The following is a 21,244-nucleotide window of genomic DNA, read 5'->3' as shown; positions in this document are numbered from 1 at the left end:
CATGAAAAAATCAATCTTATTTATCTTCTTCTGGCTCCATGCTTATTATGGAACTTGCCAGGTTTTACAATCTGAAAATGGATATGTCAGATTCTTCAGCAGTGCCTTAATCGAGGATATCACTGCTGAAAATCATCAAGCTAAAGCCCTATTCAATCCAGAAACCAATGAAGCCGTATTTCTGATTCCTATTGCTGATTTTGAATTTAACAAAAAGCTGATGAAGGAGCATTTCAATGAGAATTATATGGAATCTGATAAATACCCCGAAGCGTATTTCAAAGGAACCATATCAGGCTATCAAGATGGAGCCACAAGAAGCGACGCGATTGCTGAAGGAGAAATGATGATTCATGGAGTAAAAAATAAGGTAAGGATTCCTGGTGAAATCGTTCGTCAAAACAATGCCCTTTTATTGAAAGCAGTGTTTCAGGTAGCACTTGAAGATTATGACATTGAGATCCCTAAATTGATGTTTCAAAAAATTGCGGAAGAAGTAGAAGTGACTATACAATTTGAATTTCAAAACCCAAGCTTATGAATTCAGTACGTTTATTTATCACCTTGCTATTGGCATTCATCACCATGAATTCTCCTGGACAGGATCTATTGGATCAATTAAGAGCAAGTTCTAACAATGATCCGAGACCTGTCATTGGGACTTTTAAGGGAACAAGAATCATCAATGGCCAGTCTATTGAGACAAGAGGAAAAGGGAATTTGGAAGTCATCATTTCTCATAGATTCGGAAGAATCAATTCAGGTTCTTACAACTTGTTTGGCCTGGATGATGCGAATGTAAGACTGGGTTTGGAATATTCCATTTTGGACAGATTGACAATAGGTTTAGGAAGGAATTCACTCAATAAGGTGTATGATAGTTATATAAAGGGGAGAATCCTTCAACAAAAGACAAAAGGAAGTCCCGTTTCCATCACTTGGGTCAGTGATTTTTCTATTTACACCTTGAAACGGCCAGAATTGCCAATGACCTTTGAACGAAGACTTCGATATGTTCATCAAGCATTGGTGGCTCGAAAATTCAATTCAATCCTATCGATTCAATTCATGCCAAGTTATGTGCACCGCAACTTAGTCCCCACAGCACAAGAAGGTAATGACCTGTTTGCATTAGGCATGGCTGCTAAGGTTTCTTTATCAAAAAGAGTGGGGCTAACCGGAGAATATTATTATCGATTTGGAAGTGACTTGCCTGGCTATAATTCATTGGGATTGGGAATAGAAATTGAAACAGGTGGACACGTTTTTCAATTGCAGTTCACGAACAGCAATGAAATGACTCCCTCTGGATTTATCCCTTCTACTACCGGAAACTTCTTTGATGGAGACATCCATTTCGGATTCAATATTTCTAGATCTTTTCAGGTGGGTAAGTAATAATTCAGGCAAAGGAAGAACACTAATAAGATAGTTATACGGCCCATCATCCAGCAAAACTAAAACTACTTTAATTTTGGACATTAGTTAAAAAACCTGTTTACCCTCTAGCTCTGTTCTCCTATCGCAAGACCTCGAATTCTATAATCATAAATTAATAACAATCAATATGTTACTGTTGTATTATAATTATTTTTAGATTAACATTGTATTAAATCAATTTTTCTTTTTTACAAGACAATTCGGTTTTAAGTAGTCTGTTATTTGTTTTTAATCTTATTTTTTTATGAAAGAGGAAATAGATTTTCAATTAGGAATATGTTTACCTGCAGCATTATCAGGAGGCGCATACACCGCCGGAGTCATGGACTATTTGGTAGAAGCCCTAGACGAATGGGAAAAAAAGAAAAAGACTCATTCCCCGGAGGAAGTTCCTCAACATTTCGTGAACCTTTCCCTGATTGGTGGCAGCTCTGAAATGGGTTTAACTGCTTTGATTCATGCTTTAGCTATAAAAAAGGAGTTTGAGCCTGTATCTTCTATCCCAAATCAATCCAATATTTTAGCTTGTATTCCCACGAATCCTTTTTATAATACATGGGTAGATTTTATGGAAGAGTCCTATCAAGGCCCTGCGATTCCTATATTCTTGGAAATTTTGAAAGCAAAGGATCTTTCTAAAGCAAATGGTAGTCTTTCTCTGGATTCAGATTTTTTGGAAAAGGAAGTTAATCAAAAGTTGGAGACTGCGATTAAGCAAAACTCTATCAGAACCTATGCACCACCTTCATTTGATTCATTCACTTACCCAAGTTACTTTCATAGATTAATAGCCATCAGTAATCATCAGGAAGAAATTTTCGGAAAAACCCCGCCCCTGGATCAGATAGACGAAATCAATTTCATTTTTTCCAAATCAGAAGTAAAAAAGAGGGGTTGGAACCAAATGGCACCACTTTTTTTAGAAACAATTCTTCGATACAAATTGGCAGCATTGGCCAAAAAGGATTTTGAAAATTTCGCAAAGGGAGATAATCAGAATCCCAGCACCAGACAATTGATGGATTTGCTTTGGCTTATTCATATTTCCGGAAGAAGCATTGCCAAATCAGAATTTGATTTAACTGAAGAAGGAGATGCAGAATTACTCAATCTTAAAATTTTTGAGAAGGTCAGGAGCAAATTAAACAGCAAATGGGGATTGAATCTTCTCAAAGAAAATGAGTCTGCAATAAGTCAAAAAACGAAAGTGGTGATGGTGAATCCCTACTTTGGAAAATCGGGAAAAAAGAGTCTTGGAAATGATTATTTAGATTCTTCAAAAAGTGGAAATTATGTAATCTCACCCGTACGCTATACTTTCAATTCAATGGGAGAAAGAGAAGTGGAAGGCAATAATGCCATTGCTTGTAGCTCCTTGGATGGATTGGGCGGGTTTGTTTGCAAACAATTTCGAATTCATGATTTCTTCCTAGGCAGGGCAAATTGTGAAAAATTTTTAAGAGATCATTTTACAATTTCTCCGGAATACGACAAGTCCATCCAAGATAAAGGGTATGGGAAAATGGATGATAAAAATAAGTCAGACTTTGTTTCCAAAGTAGATGGAAGGTTACAGCTGATTCCGATTTTCTCCCCAAGAAAAGAGTCCCCTTATATGCCGGATTTTGGAGAAGGAATGGTCTGGCCAAAGATCAATATTCGGGAACTGGAAAGCTACAGAGAGGATATCCACGAAGGGGTGGATGCATTGAAGAGTAATTTTTTTGAATTGAAACCAAAAAATCAAGTGATCCAATGGGCAATGAGAAAAATGCAGATTAACCGGGTAATTACCGAAAAAATCATGGAGTCCAGCAAGATTTCTTTGCAAGAACATAATCAATTGATAAGCTGAAAATGGATCGGAAAGGATTAATTATTTGGATAGCTGGAATGGCGGTTTTGGGACTGATGGCCGCATTTTTATTTAATCAGGCAAAAAGTAACCGCGTGGAATTGGATAATCAGGCATCTAGGAATATCCTTATGCTTCGCGATGCCTTATTGAAATCCACAGATGATCTAAGAGCTGAAATCCGAAGTTTTGAATGGTTTACTTTTGCCTTATTCGATGAAGACTCCCCTCAAAAAAATGCCGCTATTTCCCAAGATAGACCTACTGATAAATTTAAATTTTCAGTTGACACTTTAACTGACATTGAAATTAGCTTTGCTGATTCCGTATTAATATCCAAGATCCCACTTCAGGATTACTGGCCAGAAGAAGAAGGTGCGGCTTGGTTTAACAAGTTATTGAATGCTAAAGAACCAGTCAGTTTCAAAAGTATCTACAATGTACCTGAGCAAAAAGAGGGAGACAGGACATTTCTCTCAACGAAGGTATCCTACCAGAGCTGGCTAAGAGAAATGGGTAAAAAGAATTTATTTTTTGATGAATTAGCCTTCATTCAAGAAGACGGAGAGGTACTCTATCCCGATAGATTAAAAGGTATAAATTTCATAACTGATCTAGGCAAGAATAGTGGGGATTCGATAAACAGCTCTTCCACAAAAATAGAAATTTCACTTTACTCTGTTCCTTACTATGGCTATAAGGTTCCATTGGTACAGGGGGCAACCAAAATTTGGGTTTTAGGGCTTAAAGAACAGGCAGATTTGGAGCAGGCGGCCTACAAGATCGATTTTACTATACTGATAATCTTGATTTTAGTATTGGTGATTCTTTTGTCTGTTTTGCCGATTATTTCTTTTCTAAGTATGGGCAAGGGGGACGTATTAACCCAAGGAAGGGTTATCTCAATGGGCATTTCACTCTTGATGTTTATGCTAGTTGCAGGATGGACTTGTTCTTATTTATTTCATCTCAATCACCCAGTTAAGGATGAACAGCCCCGATTAGAGCAAATTAAAACGAAACTTTCAGAAAAGTTAAACTCTTCATTTGAACAACTGGATTATGAAACAATCCTGACAGACAATGTAAATGAGATTTTTTTAGCAAAATTAATTAATAATGATACATTCCCTCAAGCAGGAAAGTTAACTTACATAAAGACAAAAAATTATGAAAGTGGAATAGGTATCAGGGACTTTTCATTTATCTCTGTATCCCATAGAAATTATTTCAAATACCATACGACTACTAAAAAACCTGAGGGTCCCTATTTTATAGAGCGGATTTTTTCCCAGCAAAATGGTGAACCGGAACAGGTTATTTCAACAACCAGGAAAAATGAAATAAAAGGGATTTCATTTAGATTGGATGATATTCCTTTTGATGAAGAAAGAAGATTTTTACTAGTAAAAAAAAATGGAGGAGTTGTTCACGCAAGCTCCAAATTTGAAATTCAGTTTACACAACTCCAGTCAGTACTTGAAAAAGAGAGATGGTCTAACTTGGAAACAATTTTCAGTTATGACAAGGTAGATTATGAGGGTAATTGGGTACTACCTATTCGGATAAATGGCCAGGAATATAAGGCCTTAATCAGTCCCTTGGTACTTAATGAAGCAAATCAGACACTATTTTTTATATATCTTATCAACCTCAATAATTATCATCTTATGTCAGGATTGGCTTCTTTAGAAAGCTTTATATTTTTGATTATTTATCTGATACTCCTCACGACACTTTTTTCTTTGACCACCTTTTTTACCAAGAAAACATATAATTGGAAGAAGTTTTTATTTTGGTGGATACTATACAGAGATCATAAAGCAATAAATTTCCGAAATGCCGGAATTAGCCTTTTGATTATTTTTTCCTCTTGGTTTATATATTCACTTCTAGAAATAGATTCCTTATTTGACATTCTAATTTCGGTATTTCTAGTGGTAATAAGCTCCATTATAATCGTAGGAGGGCTTTTATACTTCGGCAGGAAAAACCCTGATTATACAGAACCTAAAATCTATAGTTTTTTTATCCTGATTTGGTTTTTGGGTTTGGGCTTTATTCCCGGTTTTTCAATATGCAACGCTGTTTTTAAAATGGAAGATCAAATATGGGAGAAAAGTATAGATACTAAAGAAATAAAAAATGATTCAACTAGCATAAGTTGGTATCAAGGAAGCAGGGCAATCTTATTTTCCAACACAGTGACTGCACAGGATAAGCAAATTGCAAGATTTATTGAACCTCACCCTTCTGTCTTTAACTCTGCTATAAATCCTAATGATAAAAAAGATGATAAGGATGATAAGAACCAACAAGAATCTGATAAAGAAACTCAAAATTGGTTTTTAGTTTTCCTTTTTCTATCTATACTACCTCTGATTTGGTATGGAATTAACTTTTTGGTTTCTAAACTTCTTTGGCTCAATTTCGATGTGCGCGAAGAAAATGCCTTGGGAAGTATAATCCAGTCTGAACTCAACCTCTGCAATAATTTACGCCTCTTTTTATGTGGCTGTGATAGTAATGTGAGTAGATTCTGGATTTACTCCCAATTTAAATTAAAGGAAGATGAGCTATTAATTGTAGACTGTGCAGATAGTGGTTTAAAAATCCCTACAGCAGAAGATTTGAAAGGTAAGCAGGCACTTTTAATCGAAGACATTCATACACTTGAATCAATGGATGACTTTATGAATTCTCTTTCAAAAATCCATGATTTAACAAATTCTATTCATTTGGTTCTAAGCTCTGGGAGCAATTGGAAAACTCTTGTTAATAAGTTGTCTTCAGAATTGTCTCAAGTTAGATTTTCAGAACTAATGAATGGGTATTACTTTGAATTTGTGCCTCTTAAACCACAAAACAATTCGATCCCAGTTCATAATCAAAATATTTTCAATGAAGAGGAAGTGGAGCGCTATTTTTATAAGAGGGGACTTTTATCAAAGAATAATGAGGATCCAAATGCAAGATTATTACTGCAGCGCTATGGTAAAGCATTTTATTTCAATATTTGGTCGGAATTGACGATAGAAGAGAAAAATGTTTGTTATGGTTACGCTATTGAAGGATTCTTAAACTACAAAAATTACGATGAAGTAATTGAATTATTTCAAAAAGGAGTACTCACTAAAAGTGAGCTAGCCGGAAATTTGCAATTATTTAGTAAGACCTTCCGCTATTTTATTATAGCTAATATTTCAACTGAAATGGTAAGTAAACTTAAAGAATATCGCAAGAAAAATAGTAATGTAGGGAATGTGCAATGGGGAGTTTTCTCTTTCCTAATCATAGCGATAGGCTTGATAGCCTACTTTGAAAGATCATTCTTCACCGAAATCCAAGCTTTGATTACTGGGATTTTAGGGTTGGTGTCTTTCGTGGTCTCAGAAATAAAGAGATTTTTCACTCTTAAAAGTCAATAAGGAATTGAGAGTGGAGAAAATCAAAATCAAATATTAAAAAAATAGCTTGCTGTTTATATCAAGCAACTCATTTCAGGTAATTCATAAAAAAGCGGTAAACGTAACAGGCAATCAGAATAGCGGTCGGAATTGGAGAGATTCCGCTGGAATTGATTAGGGAAATGTTTGTTAGCAAATGCTGATTTGTGAAGGCTTTGGTAATGAAAAACAGCTAGAATTCCTTTTTCCTTAAGCGAATTGATATAAGCTGATCTTGTGGCAAGAGATGGAAAAAGTAAAAAGAAGAGGTGTGCATTCGCACTGAATTTAAAATTAAAAATGGAGGAGTTTAAAGTTGAAAAATCCTGAACCTTTTTTGAAGTTGAGCTAGATTTTATACTAGTCTGAGAAGTATCAAATCCAGAAATCTTTGATTCCCCTTGGTCTAATACCCCAGTTTCAACTTTAAATTTTAAATTCTTGATTAATTTCAAGTATTCAGAACTCAAAACTTCAGGTTTAGAAAAATCGCTTTTAAAAGCACAATGATAGTCTTCCCAAATTGCTTTTCTTCTCAATTGGATCACCTCCAAGTTTTCTAGCTGAGCCCAAAGGAATGCCGCAGTAAGTTCAGAAGGCAAAAATGAACTTCCTTGATCTACCCACTCGTATTTTTGAACTTCCCCTCTTGAAAAAGCGACTCTCTCTGTTCCTTTTTCCCATAGGATTTCGGCTCTTTTTATCAAAGAAGGATCATTGATCATCAACATCCCTCCTTCCCCACATTGGATATTTTTTGTTTCATGAAAACTCAGGCAACCCAAATGCCCCATACTTCCCAAAGCTTTCCCTTGATAAAAACTTTCAATTCCTTGAGCAGCGTCTTCAATAACCAATAGGTGGTGTCGATCGGCAATTTCAAGAATGGTATCCATTTCGCAAGGAACTCCCCCATAATGAACAACCACAATGGCTTTTGTCTTTGGGGTAATCAGCTCTTCAATCAGTTTTTCATCCATATTCGGATGATCAGATTTACTATCCACAAAGACGATCTTGGCTCCTCTCAGTACAAACGCATTGGCAGTAGATACAAATGTAAAGCTGGGTACAATGACTTCATCCCCCGGTTGGAGATCACAAAGCAAGGCTGCCATCTCCAACGCATCCGTACAAGAAGTCGTCAACAGGCACTTTTGAAACCCATATCGTTTTTCAAAAAACTCCTGACATAGCTGGGTGTAATGTCCATTTCCTGAGATTTTCCCTCGGTGGATGGCATCCTGAATATACGTCAGTTCCTTTCCGGTTTGAAACGGTTTGTTGAAAGGGATTTTCAAATTAAAAATTTAGAGGTTAAAGTTTAAAGTTTTTGACTAGACCCAACAAACTAATTTTTTCTTTGATTTTTAAGGCTCTCCCTTGATTTCTTAATGATCGAATTTAAAATCAAGATAATTTCATCAATTTCTTTCGTTAAGAATTCTTTTTCTGGGAAAGAGGATAACAATTCCTTCCTATCAAATAATCTAATCAAATATCTGGATTCTCTAGCTTCTTTATTGGCAATAGTTAACTTGCTGATTAAATCCAATTTGGAATGAGCAGCTTGAGCTTCTTCTATATTAGCTCCAATGGAAGTTCCAGCACCTACGAACTGGTCAGCTAATCTAAAATGTCCCTTATCTCTTAAATAAAAATATGAATCAAGCACTTTCTTAGAATAATTAAATGATCTATTCAAAATCATGTTCTCCATAAAAGTGAAGTTTTAAAAGTCCAGATGATAAAAGTTATGCGGTTATACTTTTAAATTAATCATTTTAAACTTTAAACTAATCTTTTCTTCATAAAATGATACACATATGTTTCATCTACTTTAGTGTATCCCAATTTTTGATAAAGCTGGCAAGCTGCTTTGTTGGTATCCTGAGTAGGAATTAGAATAAATTCTGCTCCAGATTTTATGGACTCTTCCTCCACCGCGTGTACCAGAGCAGATCCCAAGCCCAACCCTCTTTTTTCCTTTGCAACAGCCAGTAACCCAATACTTGCTTCATTTTCTTCCACCGAATAGGTGACCATGCCTGAGAAATCATTTACAACCAAAATTTCATCTTCGTCTAATGCCCGATCCATCCAAGCTGTATACATTTTCTCAAATTCTTGATGTTTTAATCTAGAGTCTACATAAAAACGAGAATATGCTCCACTTTGGAAGGCCAATGAGTAAAGTGAAGGCAGAAATTCGGTTTTGCTATGTCTTATCACTTGATGATCTATCTCCTTCCGTTTCTTCAGGCTCTTTTTAAAAACTATTTTCTTATTTAAGAATAAAATCCTAGGATCTTGAAAATATAAAGGACTTTTGGAGAACAGGTAAACCAAGTTGAATTTCTCTGCTTTTTTTAAAAACTCAAGCTCATTCCAATCCCCAATTACCTCTTGCTTGGCTACTGGGTATCCAAATAATTCTGAATCAAAGGGAAGAGACTGTATTTTCAATTGAAATAAAGTAAATGAAAGCTTGTTAGAATGGAGTTAAGAGGAAAAAAAGATAGCCCTTCCGGGCTGTAAATTAGTGGTAGAAAAAGTCAGACTAAGATTCAATTAACCAATTCTTTTCGTGTCGAGAATTACTTATCTCCTATTTGCTTTTCTATGATATAAATCGGCCTGTTTTTTACTCCCTCAAAAGTCTTCCCCACATACAGACCGACCATACCTAGGGTGATCAAAATAAACCCCGTCAATACCCAAATGGAAATAATTAAACTGGCATACCCTGCCACTATGATTTCACCATTGAGGTACTTTAAAAAGGTAAAGAGCGCAAACAAAAAACCAGAGAGCGCAATCCCAAATCCAAGTTTTACGGTTAGGCGAATGGGTTTATCCGAATAGGCTAACATGATGTCCAAGGCCAAATTAAACAACTTGTTAAAGTTATAATTACTACTTGCTTCTTCTCGGTTGGAATGGACCACTTCGATACTAGTTTGCCTGAACCCCACCCATTTAACCATGGTAGGAAAATATCGAATGCTTTCCCGCATCCCAATAATTTCATTGATCACTTTCCTATGGTAGATTCCAAAATTAGCAATACGTTCATCCTGATGGGAGCCCGTCAGCCATGCCAGCGTTCTATAAAAAAGTTTGGATGAGAGTCGTTTTAGGAATCCGTCTCTCCTATTTTTCCTTTTCCCTAAAACCACGTCATAGCCTTCCAAAGCTTTCTCCAAAAAGGAAGGTATTTCCTCAGGTTGATCTTGTAAATCACAATCCATTACTACTACCCATTCTCCAACGGAAGCATCTAGTCCAGCAGTGATGGCATAATGTTGTCCAAAATTCCTAGAAAGCTTTAATCCTTTAATTTCAGGGTAGGATGCCACTAATTCTTTAATTTTAATCCAAGAATTATCGGGACTTCCGTCATCCACTAAAATGATTTCCATTTCAATTTCCGGAATAGCCTTTCTTATCCTGAAGACAAGTTCTTCAAGCGTACTTTCGGCTCGGTAAACAGGGGAAACAATGGAAAGAATCAAATTTTTAGTATTTAGCCATAAACCAAAATCCCCTGAATATCTCCAGGGTCAGAATCCAATATGGATACTTCCACTTTTCGGTGAACTTTCTCGTAGGTCTTTTCCTTAATAAAATCCAAATAATCCGTATCTAAGTTTTTACCTATCAAGACCATATTGACGGTACCTGAATCAACTCCCAAGGCATAATCACCTACAATATACGCTTTCTCCACCTCTCCCATTCTTTTTACAATACGTTCCATCAAATCATCCAAACCTAAAAACTTGGATACCATATTGGTGATTTCAGAGAAGAAAGGATGCTGCTTATTGGCACGATATACTTTGGTTTTTCCTTCTTCTTCTGACACCAATAATCCGGCTTCTGTCAATCTATTTAATTCAACCCGCACGGAATTGGTGGATTCATCAAACTCCTTTGCCAAGGAACGCAAATATCCGGAATTGGCGTGAGCAAAAAACTTCAGTAAAAGCTTGATACGAGTTTTAGATGTAACGAGAGATTCCAGCAATTCTTTTCAAGTCAGAAAAAGTGATAAAAAAATCAAGTTGGATTACTTATTTACGGCAATGCCCTTTCAGTCCCATCTGGGGCCTACAATACTGAGTAATAAATTTACTCGGTTGTTTGGTAATAGCAAATTTGTGGTTTATAGATTATCCAAAATCAACACTTCAAAGACAAAAATATACAATTCAACACCTTCCTATGATCATGAAAGGATCAGTTTGTTGTGTAATACTTTATGCAAGTGTGAATTAAAATGTAGGAATTAAAAAGGATTATTAAGAATATGGTATTAAAAAGGTCGGGTAGAAAACGCTTCTTCCCCAGAGATCCTAGTATATCTTTGATGAAACTTAGACTTATTTATCGTTGGAAAATGTTCCTTTGCCCACTCCACAATTTGTTTTTCATCAAGTCTAATAGAATCATCCCCATAAATGATTGCATTTTCGGAAATCCTACCCTTCAAGAAAGGAAAAAAACCATATCTTGAATATTTACAGACATTATTCTTAGGAGCATCCACGATCACCAGATCGTAATTCAATTGGGTGATTTCATAATTTTCAGGTATGTCAAACCATTTTCCCTTTTTCTGATAAAAATAAGAGCTAACCTGAACTAATCATCCTGGTAAAACTACTTGAATTGGATTTAAGAAACACAACCAAACTATTAGAAAATACCCCTTTAAAAACATTGATAATCATATTGGTTGTTTTCTTGCTTTCTTTTTGACTATGTTCATTTATAAGTTGGGTTATTTTCTTGAATATTTAAATAAGGTCAACTCTTCTGTTATAATTGAATCAGCAATGATATAATTTGAACTTATCTGTTCCATATAGTTCTTCGTGTCAAAAGGGGCTTTTTCATTTACTACAATCAAATCAAATTTTTCAACTTCCTTTAAAGAAGCATAACCTAATCTATTTAGTGCTCTTTTCTGAAAAGGACTTCTCGAAACCCATCCATGAATAAAAAAAGGCACTTGATTTTCCTTATTGTATCTTTTCGAAAAATATTCAATCGAAAAACCTTCCAGCATCAAGAATTCATCATCTTCTTTCAACTTGATAAGTTGATCGTATTCACTGAGCAACTTTTCCCTTTTGATAGATTCTTTCCAGAAGTTAGAAAAATGAGCACCTAAAAACAAAATTATTACTACACCTAAATATATTGGCAATTTACTTTTAATGAACATTCTAGAATTTTCTAACAGCGGAAATAAAAGCACGATAAAAAATAAAAAAACCACTCTACCTCTTAGATGAAAAAGGTGGTTTGCCGAAAAGAACATCACTATCCACAATCCGAAAAAAATGAGGTTATTCCGTTTAGGAAATGATATCACAAATAATAAAATCAACAGAATGCTGATAAAGCCCTTAAACATTTCTGATGTTTGAACCTCCCAAAATCTAGAAAATGATTTTATGATATAGTCTTTATTAAGATAAGATTTGTCTAAAATGGTTTTCAATTGAACAAGATCAGGATTACCTATTTCACTATCCTGAAAATACCATTTTGAAAAATAATACCATTTTGAATCTTGCTTATATAGATCATCTTTTGAGTTTTCATAAAAAACGGGATGATCAATCACTTGGTGCCTCAACTTATTGAAGATCAAATAATCCTTGAACTCAGAATTATTTTCAAAAATATTCTTGGAGAAGAAAAAAATAGCGGCTAAAAAGAGTACAATAATCCAAATTCTCTTTTGGATTGTATTTCTGTTAATGATTAGAAAATAATAATAGAATACACCAATACTTACTAAAAGAAAAGCTTCAATTCTTATCATCATTGAACATGAAATCCCCAAAAAGAATAGCAATAGTCTTTTCTTTTGGGGCTGTTCATTTTCATCAATAATAAAACACCAGGAAGCCAATGCCAGCCATCCACTTATCAGCGTAAACTGAGGGAAAATGCATAAATGAGAACAAATAGCCAAAATCAAAATTTTAAATAAAAATTTACTTGAGTTATTCCATGCTTTTTCCTCAATCTTGGTTTGTATTAAATAATAGGAATAAAAAATACCTGCATACATAAACAGGCTATACCATGAAAAAGTATGATTTAAATACCTGTATAAGAAGGAGAAAGAGTAGGAAAGAATAGGATGTATAAAAACAGCATAAAATTCTTCTTTTCCAGTATAAGCTCCTGAAACCAACCACATCATGATTACATCATCATTTACCTGGTATCGCCATGGGCAATTCCAAATACCCACCATAATTAGAATCCCTAGCCAAAGCCAAGTTTTAGAATTGAAATTCAGATTTATTTCACGATAAAATGTTTTCAATGCTTTGACTTAAAAATTTAAACTTTCAATTAATCAATCTTTGAATTAAGGGCGGCTTAGTAATGATAATCAAATCTATTCAAAATAGATTTGAGCTACCTAAACCAAGCATTAAACAGGTGGTCATAGATCAGCACTTGGAAAAATAAATCAAACCACTTTAGAAAGGTCTGATTTGCCAAAATTCACAAAATAAAATTAACAGTTCTCCTTAAAACCCTCCTCATAAAGATTCAATGTTTTCTATAAAAATTTACAATCTGTGGATAAATACTGGGCCTAAAAACAAAAAAATACCCAGTACTGGGTATTTTTTTTTCATTGTAGCTTTCTACCTTTATGTCAGGGTGATTAAGCAACTTTTCTCAACATTTTTCCTAGACAATCATTAAGGGATTTTTTTCCACATTTTTTTACCCCTTATACTTTAATAGTACCTCACCTCACAGTCAGGTACTGCTTGTTTGAAATTATCTACAGACCGGCTATTGAGTCTGGTATTGAAGCATGACAATTTTTTCAGATTTGTCAATCCTTCAATCTGTCTTAAAGATCTCAAATTAGTGCTAGCGACGTCCAGCTCTTCCAAATTAATTAGTCCTTCTAAACCTCGAAGTGTCTTCAGATTCGTTCCTGAAATATTTAACTTCTTTAGGTGAATCAAACTAGAAAGAGGTTCTAAATCGGAAATACCGGTATTTGAAATGTCCAGTTCCTCTAGGTCTGTTAATGAAGCTATTGTACTAAAATCTGAAACAGGAACTTGTGAAAGCTTTAAAGACTTCAAAAGCTTTAATTCGGAAATCGGAGACATATTCATCAATGGCGCATCAAAAATCGTCAAGGATCTCAAATTACTAAAGATGGTCAAGGCTTCCACTTTCCCAATCGGCACACTTTCAAAGCTTAAAGATGACTTCTCAGTCATGGCATGTAACTGTTCGGTATTTGGATCTTCCGGCGTACCATTTTGCCTTCTTAGCAAATTTTTCCATGTTCCATCTAATTCTTCCCACCAAGCCATCAACTCATCTGTCCGATAAATTATATTCAGAGTTGGCTTTTGAATTAGTATTTCTGGAACTTCCTCCTCAAATATTGCGGAGTTGTTTACATTGATATATACCAACTCTGGAAGAGACAACACATCCATGATGCTCTCAACGGGAGCTCCCTCTAAATCAATCCTTTCCAGTAATTCATTGTTTTTAATTGGAGAAATGTCTCTCACCAAGGTGTTTTTACCCGTGATCTCGACCAACGTTTTTACCTCAGAAAGTGGCAATAAATCATTCACTTCATTGTCAGAGAAATTCAGCTTATGAAGCTTTACAAACCTAGTGATTGGATTGAGTGTTTCAATACCTTCCCCTGACATGTCCAATTCCTCCACTCCAATGGTTTCGGTTAAGATTTCTACATTCGGGTTATCTGTTCTAATCTTTGGATTGGCTTTTCTCAAAGTAGACTTCCAAGCATCCGATAAACCAGACCACCAACTCTCCAAATCTCTGACATGGTGTATTAGTAAGACAGTTGGGTTATTTCTGGTGAAATTATCAGCAGCCAAAACTGAAAGCTTGGTCTGGTCGGCCAATACCTTAAATAATTTTTCCTTGCCATTCAAAACAGAAATATCTGCAACCTGAGTACCAGTCAAATCCACTTCTTGAAGGTTCTCTAAAGTATTTAGTGGTGTGATATCCTGGATATTGGTTTCGGATAAGTTTAAATATTCCAAATCCGTCAAAGCTTCCAATGAGGTGAAATTGATCAAGTAATTACGACTTAGATCAAGTCTTTTTAGGTGTTTTAGTTCTTTGATATTTTCAGCACTATTGAAACCACTTTGTACCAGGCTAAGGTTTTTCAAGCTATCAAACTCATTCAATACTGCAAAGCTCATGATCGGAGTATAGTCGGCTTTGAGGCTTGTCAATGATTTTAAGTTGGCCAGCTCCTCAATATGTTGAATCTGTGTATTGGATATATCCAAATGCTTTAATCGATCAGAATATTTGATAAACTGGATATCTGAAGCTGGAGTATTGGAAACATCTAAATATTCAAGAAAAGTAACATTAGAAATTGGACCTAACTCAGTAATTTGGGTATTGCTAAGGTTTACATACTTCAATTGCCTCATCGCTTCCATTGGCTTCAGATTCAAGAGCGAATCAGTCCCAGAGATATCCAAGCTATCCATTTCCACAAATCGATACAACTGATTGATATCAATTGAGTCAAATTCTGAAATCTGGAATTTCTCTCTTAAAAAGACTTTCCAATTGGGGTCCAAAATCTCCCACCATTCCATCAATTCCTCATCACGACTTAATTTGGTGGTATAGATACTGGCAATTTTTAATTCTTGAGAATTATCTTCCAAATTCACTTCCACAAACCGAGGCTTGGTATTGCTAATGCTCTCACCTGTTTTTCCCGTAGCTGTGATCGTTCTATCCAAGGAAACTATAAAAAATACCTCTCCATTATCCTTTTGAGAAGGCTTTACTTCTCGGATTTTAAATTTGAAATTGACATTGTTAAAAAAGAACTCGATGTCTTTGAGATAAGCAGTCACATCTTTATTGGTCACTACTTTTCTATCCATTAACAGGTCATCTTCCACCTGCACATGTTCGTCTCTAAATATTTTCAGGTAACTCTCTCTGATCACCACATCTTTATCCCGAGCAGGAGTTTCTTCATTCCCAACTGTATTGAGAAGATATTCCAAAAAGCGAACCTGATCTTCAACTTTTCCAGTGAAGTCTTTGATTTCTTCTTGGGTATAGCCTTTGATGTTTTGTGCTTGAACAGAAGCAGCAAAACCTAAAAGACAAAATAGAAAAATGGATACTTTACTCTTGATCATAAATGTATTTCAGGATAGTTTCCTTATCACCTGGACTTAATTTCACCAGATTTGAAATCAACCAGCCGGTATTAAAACCTGGGCGGTTGAATTGATTCACTTCAAAATACCATCCTTCGACCTGAAAGAAATGGAATTTGACATCTTTAACAGTTTCGAATCGAACGTTATCCTGTTTCATTTCATACAAAAACAGTGTCAAATAATCCGGTTCAAAACTAGATTTTGTAAAAGCTTCAGGCATTTTAGAGTCTTGGAAGGCCCTACGCAGGTTCATGAAGCCTAATTCATGACTTAATGGATGCAGAAAATCTTTGGAATCTCCTACTGGCTTGTTGAAAAGATCCTTAAAAGGGGGGAAACTCACCTTATCAATGACCCATTCATAGCCCAAGCCTTCTGGCTGTAATTTTAATACTAGGGTAGCCGTTTCTCTTTTACCTTTAAAAATGAAATCGGCTTGTACTTCTGCCATCCACCCTTCTCTATGAAAATTCAAGTATTGGGGATATTGATCCGACAATACATTTTTCTGAAACTCGTCTTTCAGGTCAGGAGAAATAGAAGAAGTTTGATTATCAAAAAGGACTTTCAAAAAGCCCTGTCTCAATGCTTTATTGTGGTAAAGGGAGTCACCTGGATAATATCTCTTATTACCATCTGTCGGCGATTCCTCGGCATTAAACCTTCTAAAAAATTGATTTACTTGCTTTGTTGATGCTGCGAATCTACCATCATCTTTGATTGTCCCGGGGCCGCCTATGCCCTGCCCCGAGACAAAAAAGATGCTTGCGATAAAAAACGCAAATATCAGGGAAATTAATCTCATGCGGAGGTTTCAGTCACTCTTACATCACCCAACATCACATCCCAGAATTCGATGGTTCGTCCGGCAATTTGAGTTTGCTTTTTCTCTACGTAAATAGTGATATCCTTTTTAGTTGTATCCTTATAGTTCATTCCAGTTTCAATGGAAGTACCTTCAAATCGTTGGAATACGGTAATCACACCTACATATCTGCCATCAGGCTGTCTTTCAAGGTCAGAGATGTATTGAATGTCATACCATGTGATATTTACTCTGTCATAATTTAATGCCATCAATCGCTCGAAATAACGTCTTACTTTGTAATAAGCAATTTCACTGGAATTGATGCTGGAAACACCCATCTCAGCTCCAGGAGCGAATAGTTCTTCTGCTCTGTCCATTACACGGTTAGCTTCAGAGAATTGAGTTTCTTTGCTACCGATAATGCTGATGTACTTACTTAAATCTTTTACTTTTTCTAAAGCTAATGAGTCAATTGCCTGCTTTCTTGCAGGACTAATATCATCCGCCTGAGCGAATACACTTACTGTTGTGGCTAAAAAAAGGCCCAACATAAGGATCATTTTATTTTTCATGTCAAATCTAATTTTCAGGTTAGGAATTATTTTCTTCTAAGTTCCAATTCAGAAACTTTACCATTTGCATCCAGACGAATGTCAGAGATGAAATTCAAGTTTTTCTTGGTGTCTTTCAGGTATTCAAGGTATTTTTTGATGGTAGTTGGTTCATCGTAATCCTTGATTCCGTTTTCTTCATGTATAACAATCAAAACCGGGGTTTCCTGATTTGAAAACATAGAAAGTGTTTCCTGAATAGATTGATTTGCCATCGAAGTACTTCCAGAGGAAGCTACACTATTAAAATAGTTCTCCAATTTTTCGGCAGCCACTTCTTCAGCAGAGGCAACAGGTGGTGGAGGTGGAGCTTGCTCTACTGTCTCTACTGGTGCAGGAGCCGGAGCTGGTTCTACAGCTTTCTTTTTACTCTTACAAGCACCTAGAGCCAACAGACCTACTAGGGCAATGATCAGAGAGCGGTTGATCGAAAAAGAGAATAACTTTTCTTTCATTTTAGGGGTTTGATTAAATATTAAGGTGTTATTTGGAATTGCTGTATCGGAAATAACCGGTCGGCAAATTTGGCACAAATTAAATAAAAACAGATGATTAAAAGACAAATGCCATACCAAATAGTAAATCCTTTTTGTTAATATTTCAATTCACCTTTTTGACGGCATCATGTTTAGCTTAATGGTAGTCTAAAATTTTCGGGAAATCCTGAAATAAAACCATTTAGTGAGAGAAGTTTTTTAGTCGGTAAAACATGTAGTCAGGAAAGAAATCTAATATCCCCCGTAAGATCAAAAGGGATTTAAAAACTGTTTTAGCTTTTCATTTTAATAAAAAAAGGCAAAAAGCATCAAAAAATAAATCTTGAAAGACATGAAAAACCCACAGAATGTTTAAAAAATACCCAATTATAGGTATTTCTTCGGGTTGAAATATACCCGATATTTGAAATGCGTTAAGTTTTAAATAGGGCGTTTGCCTAAACGAAGAGCCGAGGGATTCCCTCGGCTTTTCTTATTTATTACCCTAAGACACCTAATCTCTAGAGCAATAATTAAGGGATTCTGTATTTGGATAAATAAATTCTTTTCAAAGCCAGATAAATCAACCCATACACCACAATCACTAGCACAGACAAATCCACAGGAGGAACCTCTCGATGTTGTATAAACAGAAAATAATTGATCCCCCCCTGGATTCCCGCGAAAATCATTGCCACAATGATATGATCTATTTTACCTTCATTGGCCAAAATTTGATAAAGGTGAGAGCGGTGTGGCTCAGTCACATTTTCTCTTTTGATCAATCTTTGGATCATGGTAAGCATAGAATCAGCTCCATAAACAATTAAAAACAGTAGTACGGTCCAACTCTGTTCGTACAAATACCATTTTGTTAAAAAATAAATCATTAAATAAGCAATAGATATGCTTCCTATATCACCGGCAAACATCATCGCTCTTTTTCTAAAATTAAAAATCAGAAAAACGCTTAGCGCAAGGATTTCGTATTGAATCAATTCCCTGTCAAACAGTGGCGTATAGGTATTTATCACTAACATACTAGCCATAAATACCAAGGAATAAAGTCCGGTCAAACCATTGATACCATCCATGAAATTGACTGCATTAATAATTCCTAATGCGAAAAAATAAAACACGGGTAATACATACCAAGAAACGCTGGCAAATAAATCCAGATCATAAAAAGCCATACTTACTGCCAAAAACTGAACCCCAAATCGAATCTTCCTGGAAATAGAATATAAGTCATCCATCAAGGAGACGGCAGAAACCAAAATAACCCCAATGACCATCCAGGGATTTTGGAAATCAAAAGCCATCCACCATAAAATCACTCCTACTGGAAATAAAATTCCTCCTCCTCTTACCGTTGGTATGGCATGGGAACTTCTGTTGTTTGGAATATCAATGATTTTGAATTTTATCGCCATGCGTTGGTATATCAGCGCAAGCAATAATAGAATAAGGAAAACTATAATATGGGATAAAATCATACAGTGCAGTATGTCAAATCAAATTCGAATCGTGTTATTTGATAAATGAACATTAGGATCTTGTCTTAAATTAAAATAAAGGGCAAGTTCGGTTTTTGGAGCAATTATTAAACCAATGCCATTAAAAAATCGATAAAACCCTTCGCTTTTTTAGCCATTTCACCTGATTCTTTCACAGGTACCTCTGGGTTAAATTGGTCTCCAAAGCCACTGCAATTTATTAGTGTATATCCTTTGGAATTTCCCTTTCCAGATTTGGATTGTCTGTAATATCCTTGGTGTACCGTATTTTTAGCCCAAAGGGATATCTCTTTATGATTATAGGAAAGTACCCCAAAAGGATTGGAAGCTAGCATATAATCCAGACCATGGTTCACATCCATATTAGTCTGCCAATTCTTATTATACTTAAAGATTATATACCCCTCATGAAGGTTTCCATCCAATAATTGTTCCCCCTTACTTTCTAAAACTTCTACCTCTACTACCATTGGCATATCTTCTGGAAGATCTTTATCCAATTTAAATTCCTGAGCATAATAAGAGTCTTGACCGTTAAATCTATATTCTGAATTAAAAGCCACTCCAGGAATCCTATCAGTTATTTTGATCAGGTATTCTTGCCCATCTATCCTCAACCTGTCCCCTACTTGTAATGATCTGACTACGTTGGGTATTGGATCCAAGCCTAACTTTTCCCAGTTGATGACATTTCTTAGCATCTCTGGAATAGACACTCCGTAAACATCATAGCTTCTTGACATCAGAAACTTCTCTCCAACTGTTGGGATGGGATGTATGTAATGAGATATATCCCGATTGGTACTCTCTATATTATCCCCATTATATCTATTATGGTAATTACGGATAAAAGTAGATGGAGGAAGTAAGAAAGTCATCCCTTCTACAAAAACAATATTGGAACTGTTCCCCATTCCTTGAAACGAATTTTCAATCTGATTAAAACTACCATCATTGACCATGACTGAGTTTTTAGAAAACTTCAACTGCTTCTTGTAGTAGGTAGGAGGATCAACTTGTTTAAGATTACAATTTTCCATTATTACTTTTAATCCTCCCCCATTGTTAGCCTTTAATTCTTGCCAGATGATCCCTTCAAAATTGACATTTTTCTGTATTAGAATTAAATCCTCTTCTTGACCACCAGAATAAAGCAAGCCAAACTCCATATCCGTATTTGAATTAATCAAAGCAATCAGTCCAGATTGATTTTCAAAAGGAGAGTTTTTAAAAATGCCTCGATAAAATGGTTGGACTTCCGAAATGGTAGTTGCAGATTTCAAGTCAACATTCAAAACCCCAACTCTAGCATTCCATTTACCTAAATTAAATACATACCTGTCTTGATCAATTGAAGGATTTGGATTCCACTGATCGTAATTATCAATACCAAAACAGATTTCAGAATTACCCTCAGAAACAATAAATAAATTCTTTATAAGGTCTTGGGTTTTATATTCTTTAACTCTATATTTTTTACCTTTTTGAAGTTTGATAATAGACACTTCAGACTCTTGAGTATGCTGTATGGCTTTAGTCCAGTCATAATTAAAGTCCTCTAAGGTGATATATTTGGTGGAATTATTTTTCAACAAATCTCCTAAAACAGAGGAACTTAGAAACAATTCTCCCGCTTCAACACGGTGATTTTTTACAAATATGGAATCGTCCTGTGAATTTTCTAGAGGCTCAAATTCCATATCAAACGAAAGATTTGTAATTTTTATTTTATATCTCATCTTTAAAAAATATTAAAAATAAAACTTCTAAATAAAATTAAAACAGCAGGTTTACAAATAAGTAAATAATGCTTAGCTATTTAATAAACAAGAAAGCT

General features: G+C 35.3%; 17 protein-coding genes. 4 read left to right on the top strand and 13 right to left on the bottom strand.

Annotated elements, in window-relative coordinates; all coding sequences use genetic code 11:
* The first annotated feature begins 1 nt into the window (after nucleotide 1).
* The 4 genes from JYB62_RS01840 (at nucleotide 2) to JYB62_RS01825 (ending at nucleotide 6,723) form a co-directional block, all read left to right on the top strand.
* On the top strand, nucleotides 2–541 hold the full coding sequence (locus JYB62_RS01840; protein WP_205643746.1) for a YceI family protein: 540 nt from the start codon (nucleotides 2–4) through the stop codon (nucleotides 539–541).
* A complete protein-coding gene (locus JYB62_RS01835; protein ID WP_205643745.1) occupies nucleotides 538–1,398 on the top strand; it encodes a DUF5777 family beta-barrel protein in 861 nt (286 codons plus the stop codon). Before JYB62_RS01840 ends, JYB62_RS01835 begins: the two co-directional genes overlap by 4 nt.
* 286 nt (nucleotides 1,399–1,684) lie before the next feature.
* Nucleotides 1,685–3,295, top strand: coding sequence for a hypothetical protein (locus tag JYB62_RS01830; protein WP_205643744.1), 1,611 nt, complete (start codon nucleotides 1,685–1,687; stop codon nucleotides 3,293–3,295).
* A 2-nt stretch (nucleotides 3,296–3,297) separates the two neighbouring features.
* Nucleotides 3,298–6,723, top strand: coding sequence for a hypothetical protein (locus tag JYB62_RS01825; protein ID WP_205643743.1), 3,426 nt, complete (start codon nucleotides 3,298–3,300; stop codon nucleotides 6,721–6,723).
* A gap of 53 nt (nucleotides 6,724–6,776) precedes the next feature.
* On the opposite strand, the gene rffA is transcribed toward JYB62_RS01825, so the two are convergent.
* The 13 genes from rffA to JYB62_RS01760 form a co-directional block, all read right to left on the bottom strand.
* Nucleotides 6,777–8,042: a dTDP-4-amino-4,6-dideoxygalactose transaminase gene (rffA, locus tag JYB62_RS01820; protein WP_205643742.1), complete on the bottom strand. Its 1,266-nt coding sequence runs from the start codon at nucleotides 8,040–8,042 to the stop codon at nucleotides 6,777–6,779.
* Nucleotides 8,043–8,092: 50 nt separating this feature from the next.
* Complete coding sequence (locus JYB62_RS01815; RefSeq protein ID WP_205643741.1) at nucleotides 8,093–8,452, bottom strand: four helix bundle protein; 360 nt, start codon at nucleotides 8,450–8,452, stop codon at nucleotides 8,093–8,095.
* Nucleotides 8,453–8,532: 80 nt separating this feature from the next.
* Nucleotides 8,533–9,207: a GNAT family N-acetyltransferase gene (locus JYB62_RS01810; RefSeq protein ID WP_205643740.1), complete on the bottom strand. Its 675-nt coding sequence runs from the start codon at nucleotides 9,205–9,207 to the stop codon at nucleotides 8,533–8,535.
* 131 nt (nucleotides 9,208–9,338) lie between these two features.
* Nucleotides 9,339–10,256: a glycosyltransferase family 2 protein gene (locus JYB62_RS01805; protein ID WP_205643739.1), complete on the bottom strand. Its 918-nt coding sequence runs from the start codon at nucleotides 10,254–10,256 to the stop codon at nucleotides 9,339–9,341.
* An 11-nt stretch (nucleotides 10,257–10,267) separates the two neighbouring features.
* Entirely contained in the window at nucleotides 10,268–10,771 is a 504-nt protein-coding gene (locus JYB62_RS01800) for a winged helix-turn-helix domain-containing protein (RefSeq protein ID WP_205643738.1), read from the bottom strand.
* A gap of 288 nt (nucleotides 10,772–11,059) precedes the next feature.
* The gene (locus JYB62_RS01795; RefSeq protein ID WP_205643737.1) at nucleotides 11,060–11,314 is read right to left on the bottom strand and encodes a hypothetical protein; all 255 of its coding nucleotides are present in this window, start codon (nucleotides 11,312–11,314) and stop codon (nucleotides 11,060–11,062) included.
* 213 nt (nucleotides 11,315–11,527) lie between these two features.
* The gene (locus tag JYB62_RS01790; protein WP_205643736.1) at nucleotides 11,528–13,093 is read right to left on the bottom strand and encodes a hypothetical protein; all 1,566 of its coding nucleotides are present in this window, start codon (nucleotides 13,091–13,093) and stop codon (nucleotides 11,528–11,530) included.
* A 427-nt stretch (nucleotides 13,094–13,520) separates the two neighbouring features.
* On the bottom strand, nucleotides 13,521–15,971 hold the full coding sequence (locus tag JYB62_RS01785; RefSeq protein WP_205643735.1) for a leucine-rich repeat domain-containing protein: 2,451 nt from the start codon (nucleotides 15,969–15,971) through the stop codon (nucleotides 13,521–13,523).
* Nucleotides 15,958–16,800 (bottom strand): hypothetical protein, encoded by an 843-nt coding sequence (locus JYB62_RS01780; RefSeq protein ID WP_205643734.1) that lies wholly within the window; start codon nucleotides 16,798–16,800, stop codon nucleotides 15,958–15,960. The genes JYB62_RS01785 and JYB62_RS01780 overlap by 14 nt, the downstream gene beginning before the upstream one ends.
* The gene (locus JYB62_RS01775; RefSeq protein ID WP_074224683.1) at nucleotides 16,797–17,375 is read right to left on the bottom strand and encodes a hypothetical protein; all 579 of its coding nucleotides are present in this window, start codon (nucleotides 17,373–17,375) and stop codon (nucleotides 16,797–16,799) included. Before JYB62_RS01775 ends, JYB62_RS01780 begins: the two co-directional genes overlap by 4 nt.
* Before the next feature lie 26 nt (nucleotides 17,376–17,401).
* The gene (locus tag JYB62_RS01770; protein WP_205643733.1) at nucleotides 17,402–17,869 is read right to left on the bottom strand and encodes a nucleoid-structuring protein H-NS; all 468 of its coding nucleotides are present in this window, start codon (nucleotides 17,867–17,869) and stop codon (nucleotides 17,402–17,404) included.
* A gap of 554 nt (nucleotides 17,870–18,423) precedes the next feature.
* Nucleotides 18,424–19,323, bottom strand: a complete 900-nt coding sequence (locus JYB62_RS01765) for an MraY family glycosyltransferase (protein ID WP_205643732.1) — start codon at nucleotides 19,321–19,323, stop codon at nucleotides 18,424–18,426.
* A 170-nt stretch (nucleotides 19,324–19,493) separates the two neighbouring features.
* Nucleotides 19,494–21,107 carry a hypothetical protein gene (locus JYB62_RS01760; RefSeq protein WP_205643731.1) on the bottom strand — a complete coding sequence of 538 codons (1,614 nt, stop codon included), beginning with the start codon at nucleotides 21,105–21,107 and terminating at the stop codon, nucleotides 19,494–19,496.
* Nucleotides 21,108–21,244: the final 137 nt, after the last annotated feature.

The organism is Algoriphagus lutimaris (assembly GCF_017051705.1).
Classification (GTDB): Bacteria; Bacteroidota; Bacteroidia; order Cytophagales; family Cyclobacteriaceae; genus Algoriphagus; species Algoriphagus lutimaris.
Note: the sequence above shows the minus strand (reverse complement) of the source record. Positions and strands in the feature narration are given on the sequence as shown.

Coding starts and splice junctions, on each gene's coding strand:
- JYB62_RS01840 (WP_205643746.1), top strand. CDS start 2: ATGAAAAAATCAATCTTATTTATCTTCTTCTGGCTCCATGCTTATTAT.
- JYB62_RS01835 (WP_205643745.1), top strand. CDS start 538: ATGAATTCAGTACGTTTATTTATCACCTTGCTATTGGCATTCATCACC.
- JYB62_RS01830 (WP_205643744.1), top strand. CDS start 1,685: ATGAAAGAGGAAATAGATTTTCAATTAGGAATATGTTTACCTGCAGCA.
- JYB62_RS01825 (WP_205643743.1), top strand. CDS start 3,298: ATGGATCGGAAAGGATTAATTATTTGGATAGCTGGAATGGCGGTTTTG.
- JYB62_RS01815 (WP_205643741.1), bottom strand. CDS start 8,452: ATGATTTTGAATAGATCATTTAATTATTCTAAGAAAGTGCTTGATTCA.
- JYB62_RS01785 (WP_205643735.1), bottom strand. CDS start 15,971: ATGATCAAGAGTAAAGTATCCATTTTTCTATTTTGTCTTTTAGGTTTT.
- JYB62_RS01780 (WP_205643734.1), bottom strand. CDS start 16,800: ATGAGATTAATTTCCCTGATATTTGCGTTTTTTATCGCAAGCATCTTT.
- JYB62_RS01775 (WP_074224683.1), bottom strand. CDS start 17,375: ATGAAAAATAAAATGATCCTTATGTTGGGCCTTTTTTTAGCCACAACA.
- JYB62_RS01770 (WP_205643733.1), bottom strand. CDS start 17,869: ATGAAAGAAAAGTTATTCTCTTTTTCGATCAACCGCTCTCTGATCATT.
- JYB62_RS01765 (WP_205643732.1), bottom strand. CDS start 19,323: ATGGCGATAAAATTCAAAATCATTGATATTCCAAACAACAGAAGTTCC.
- JYB62_RS01760 (WP_205643731.1), bottom strand. CDS start 21,107: ATGGAATTTGAGCCTCTAGAAAATTCACAGGACGATTCCATATTTGTA.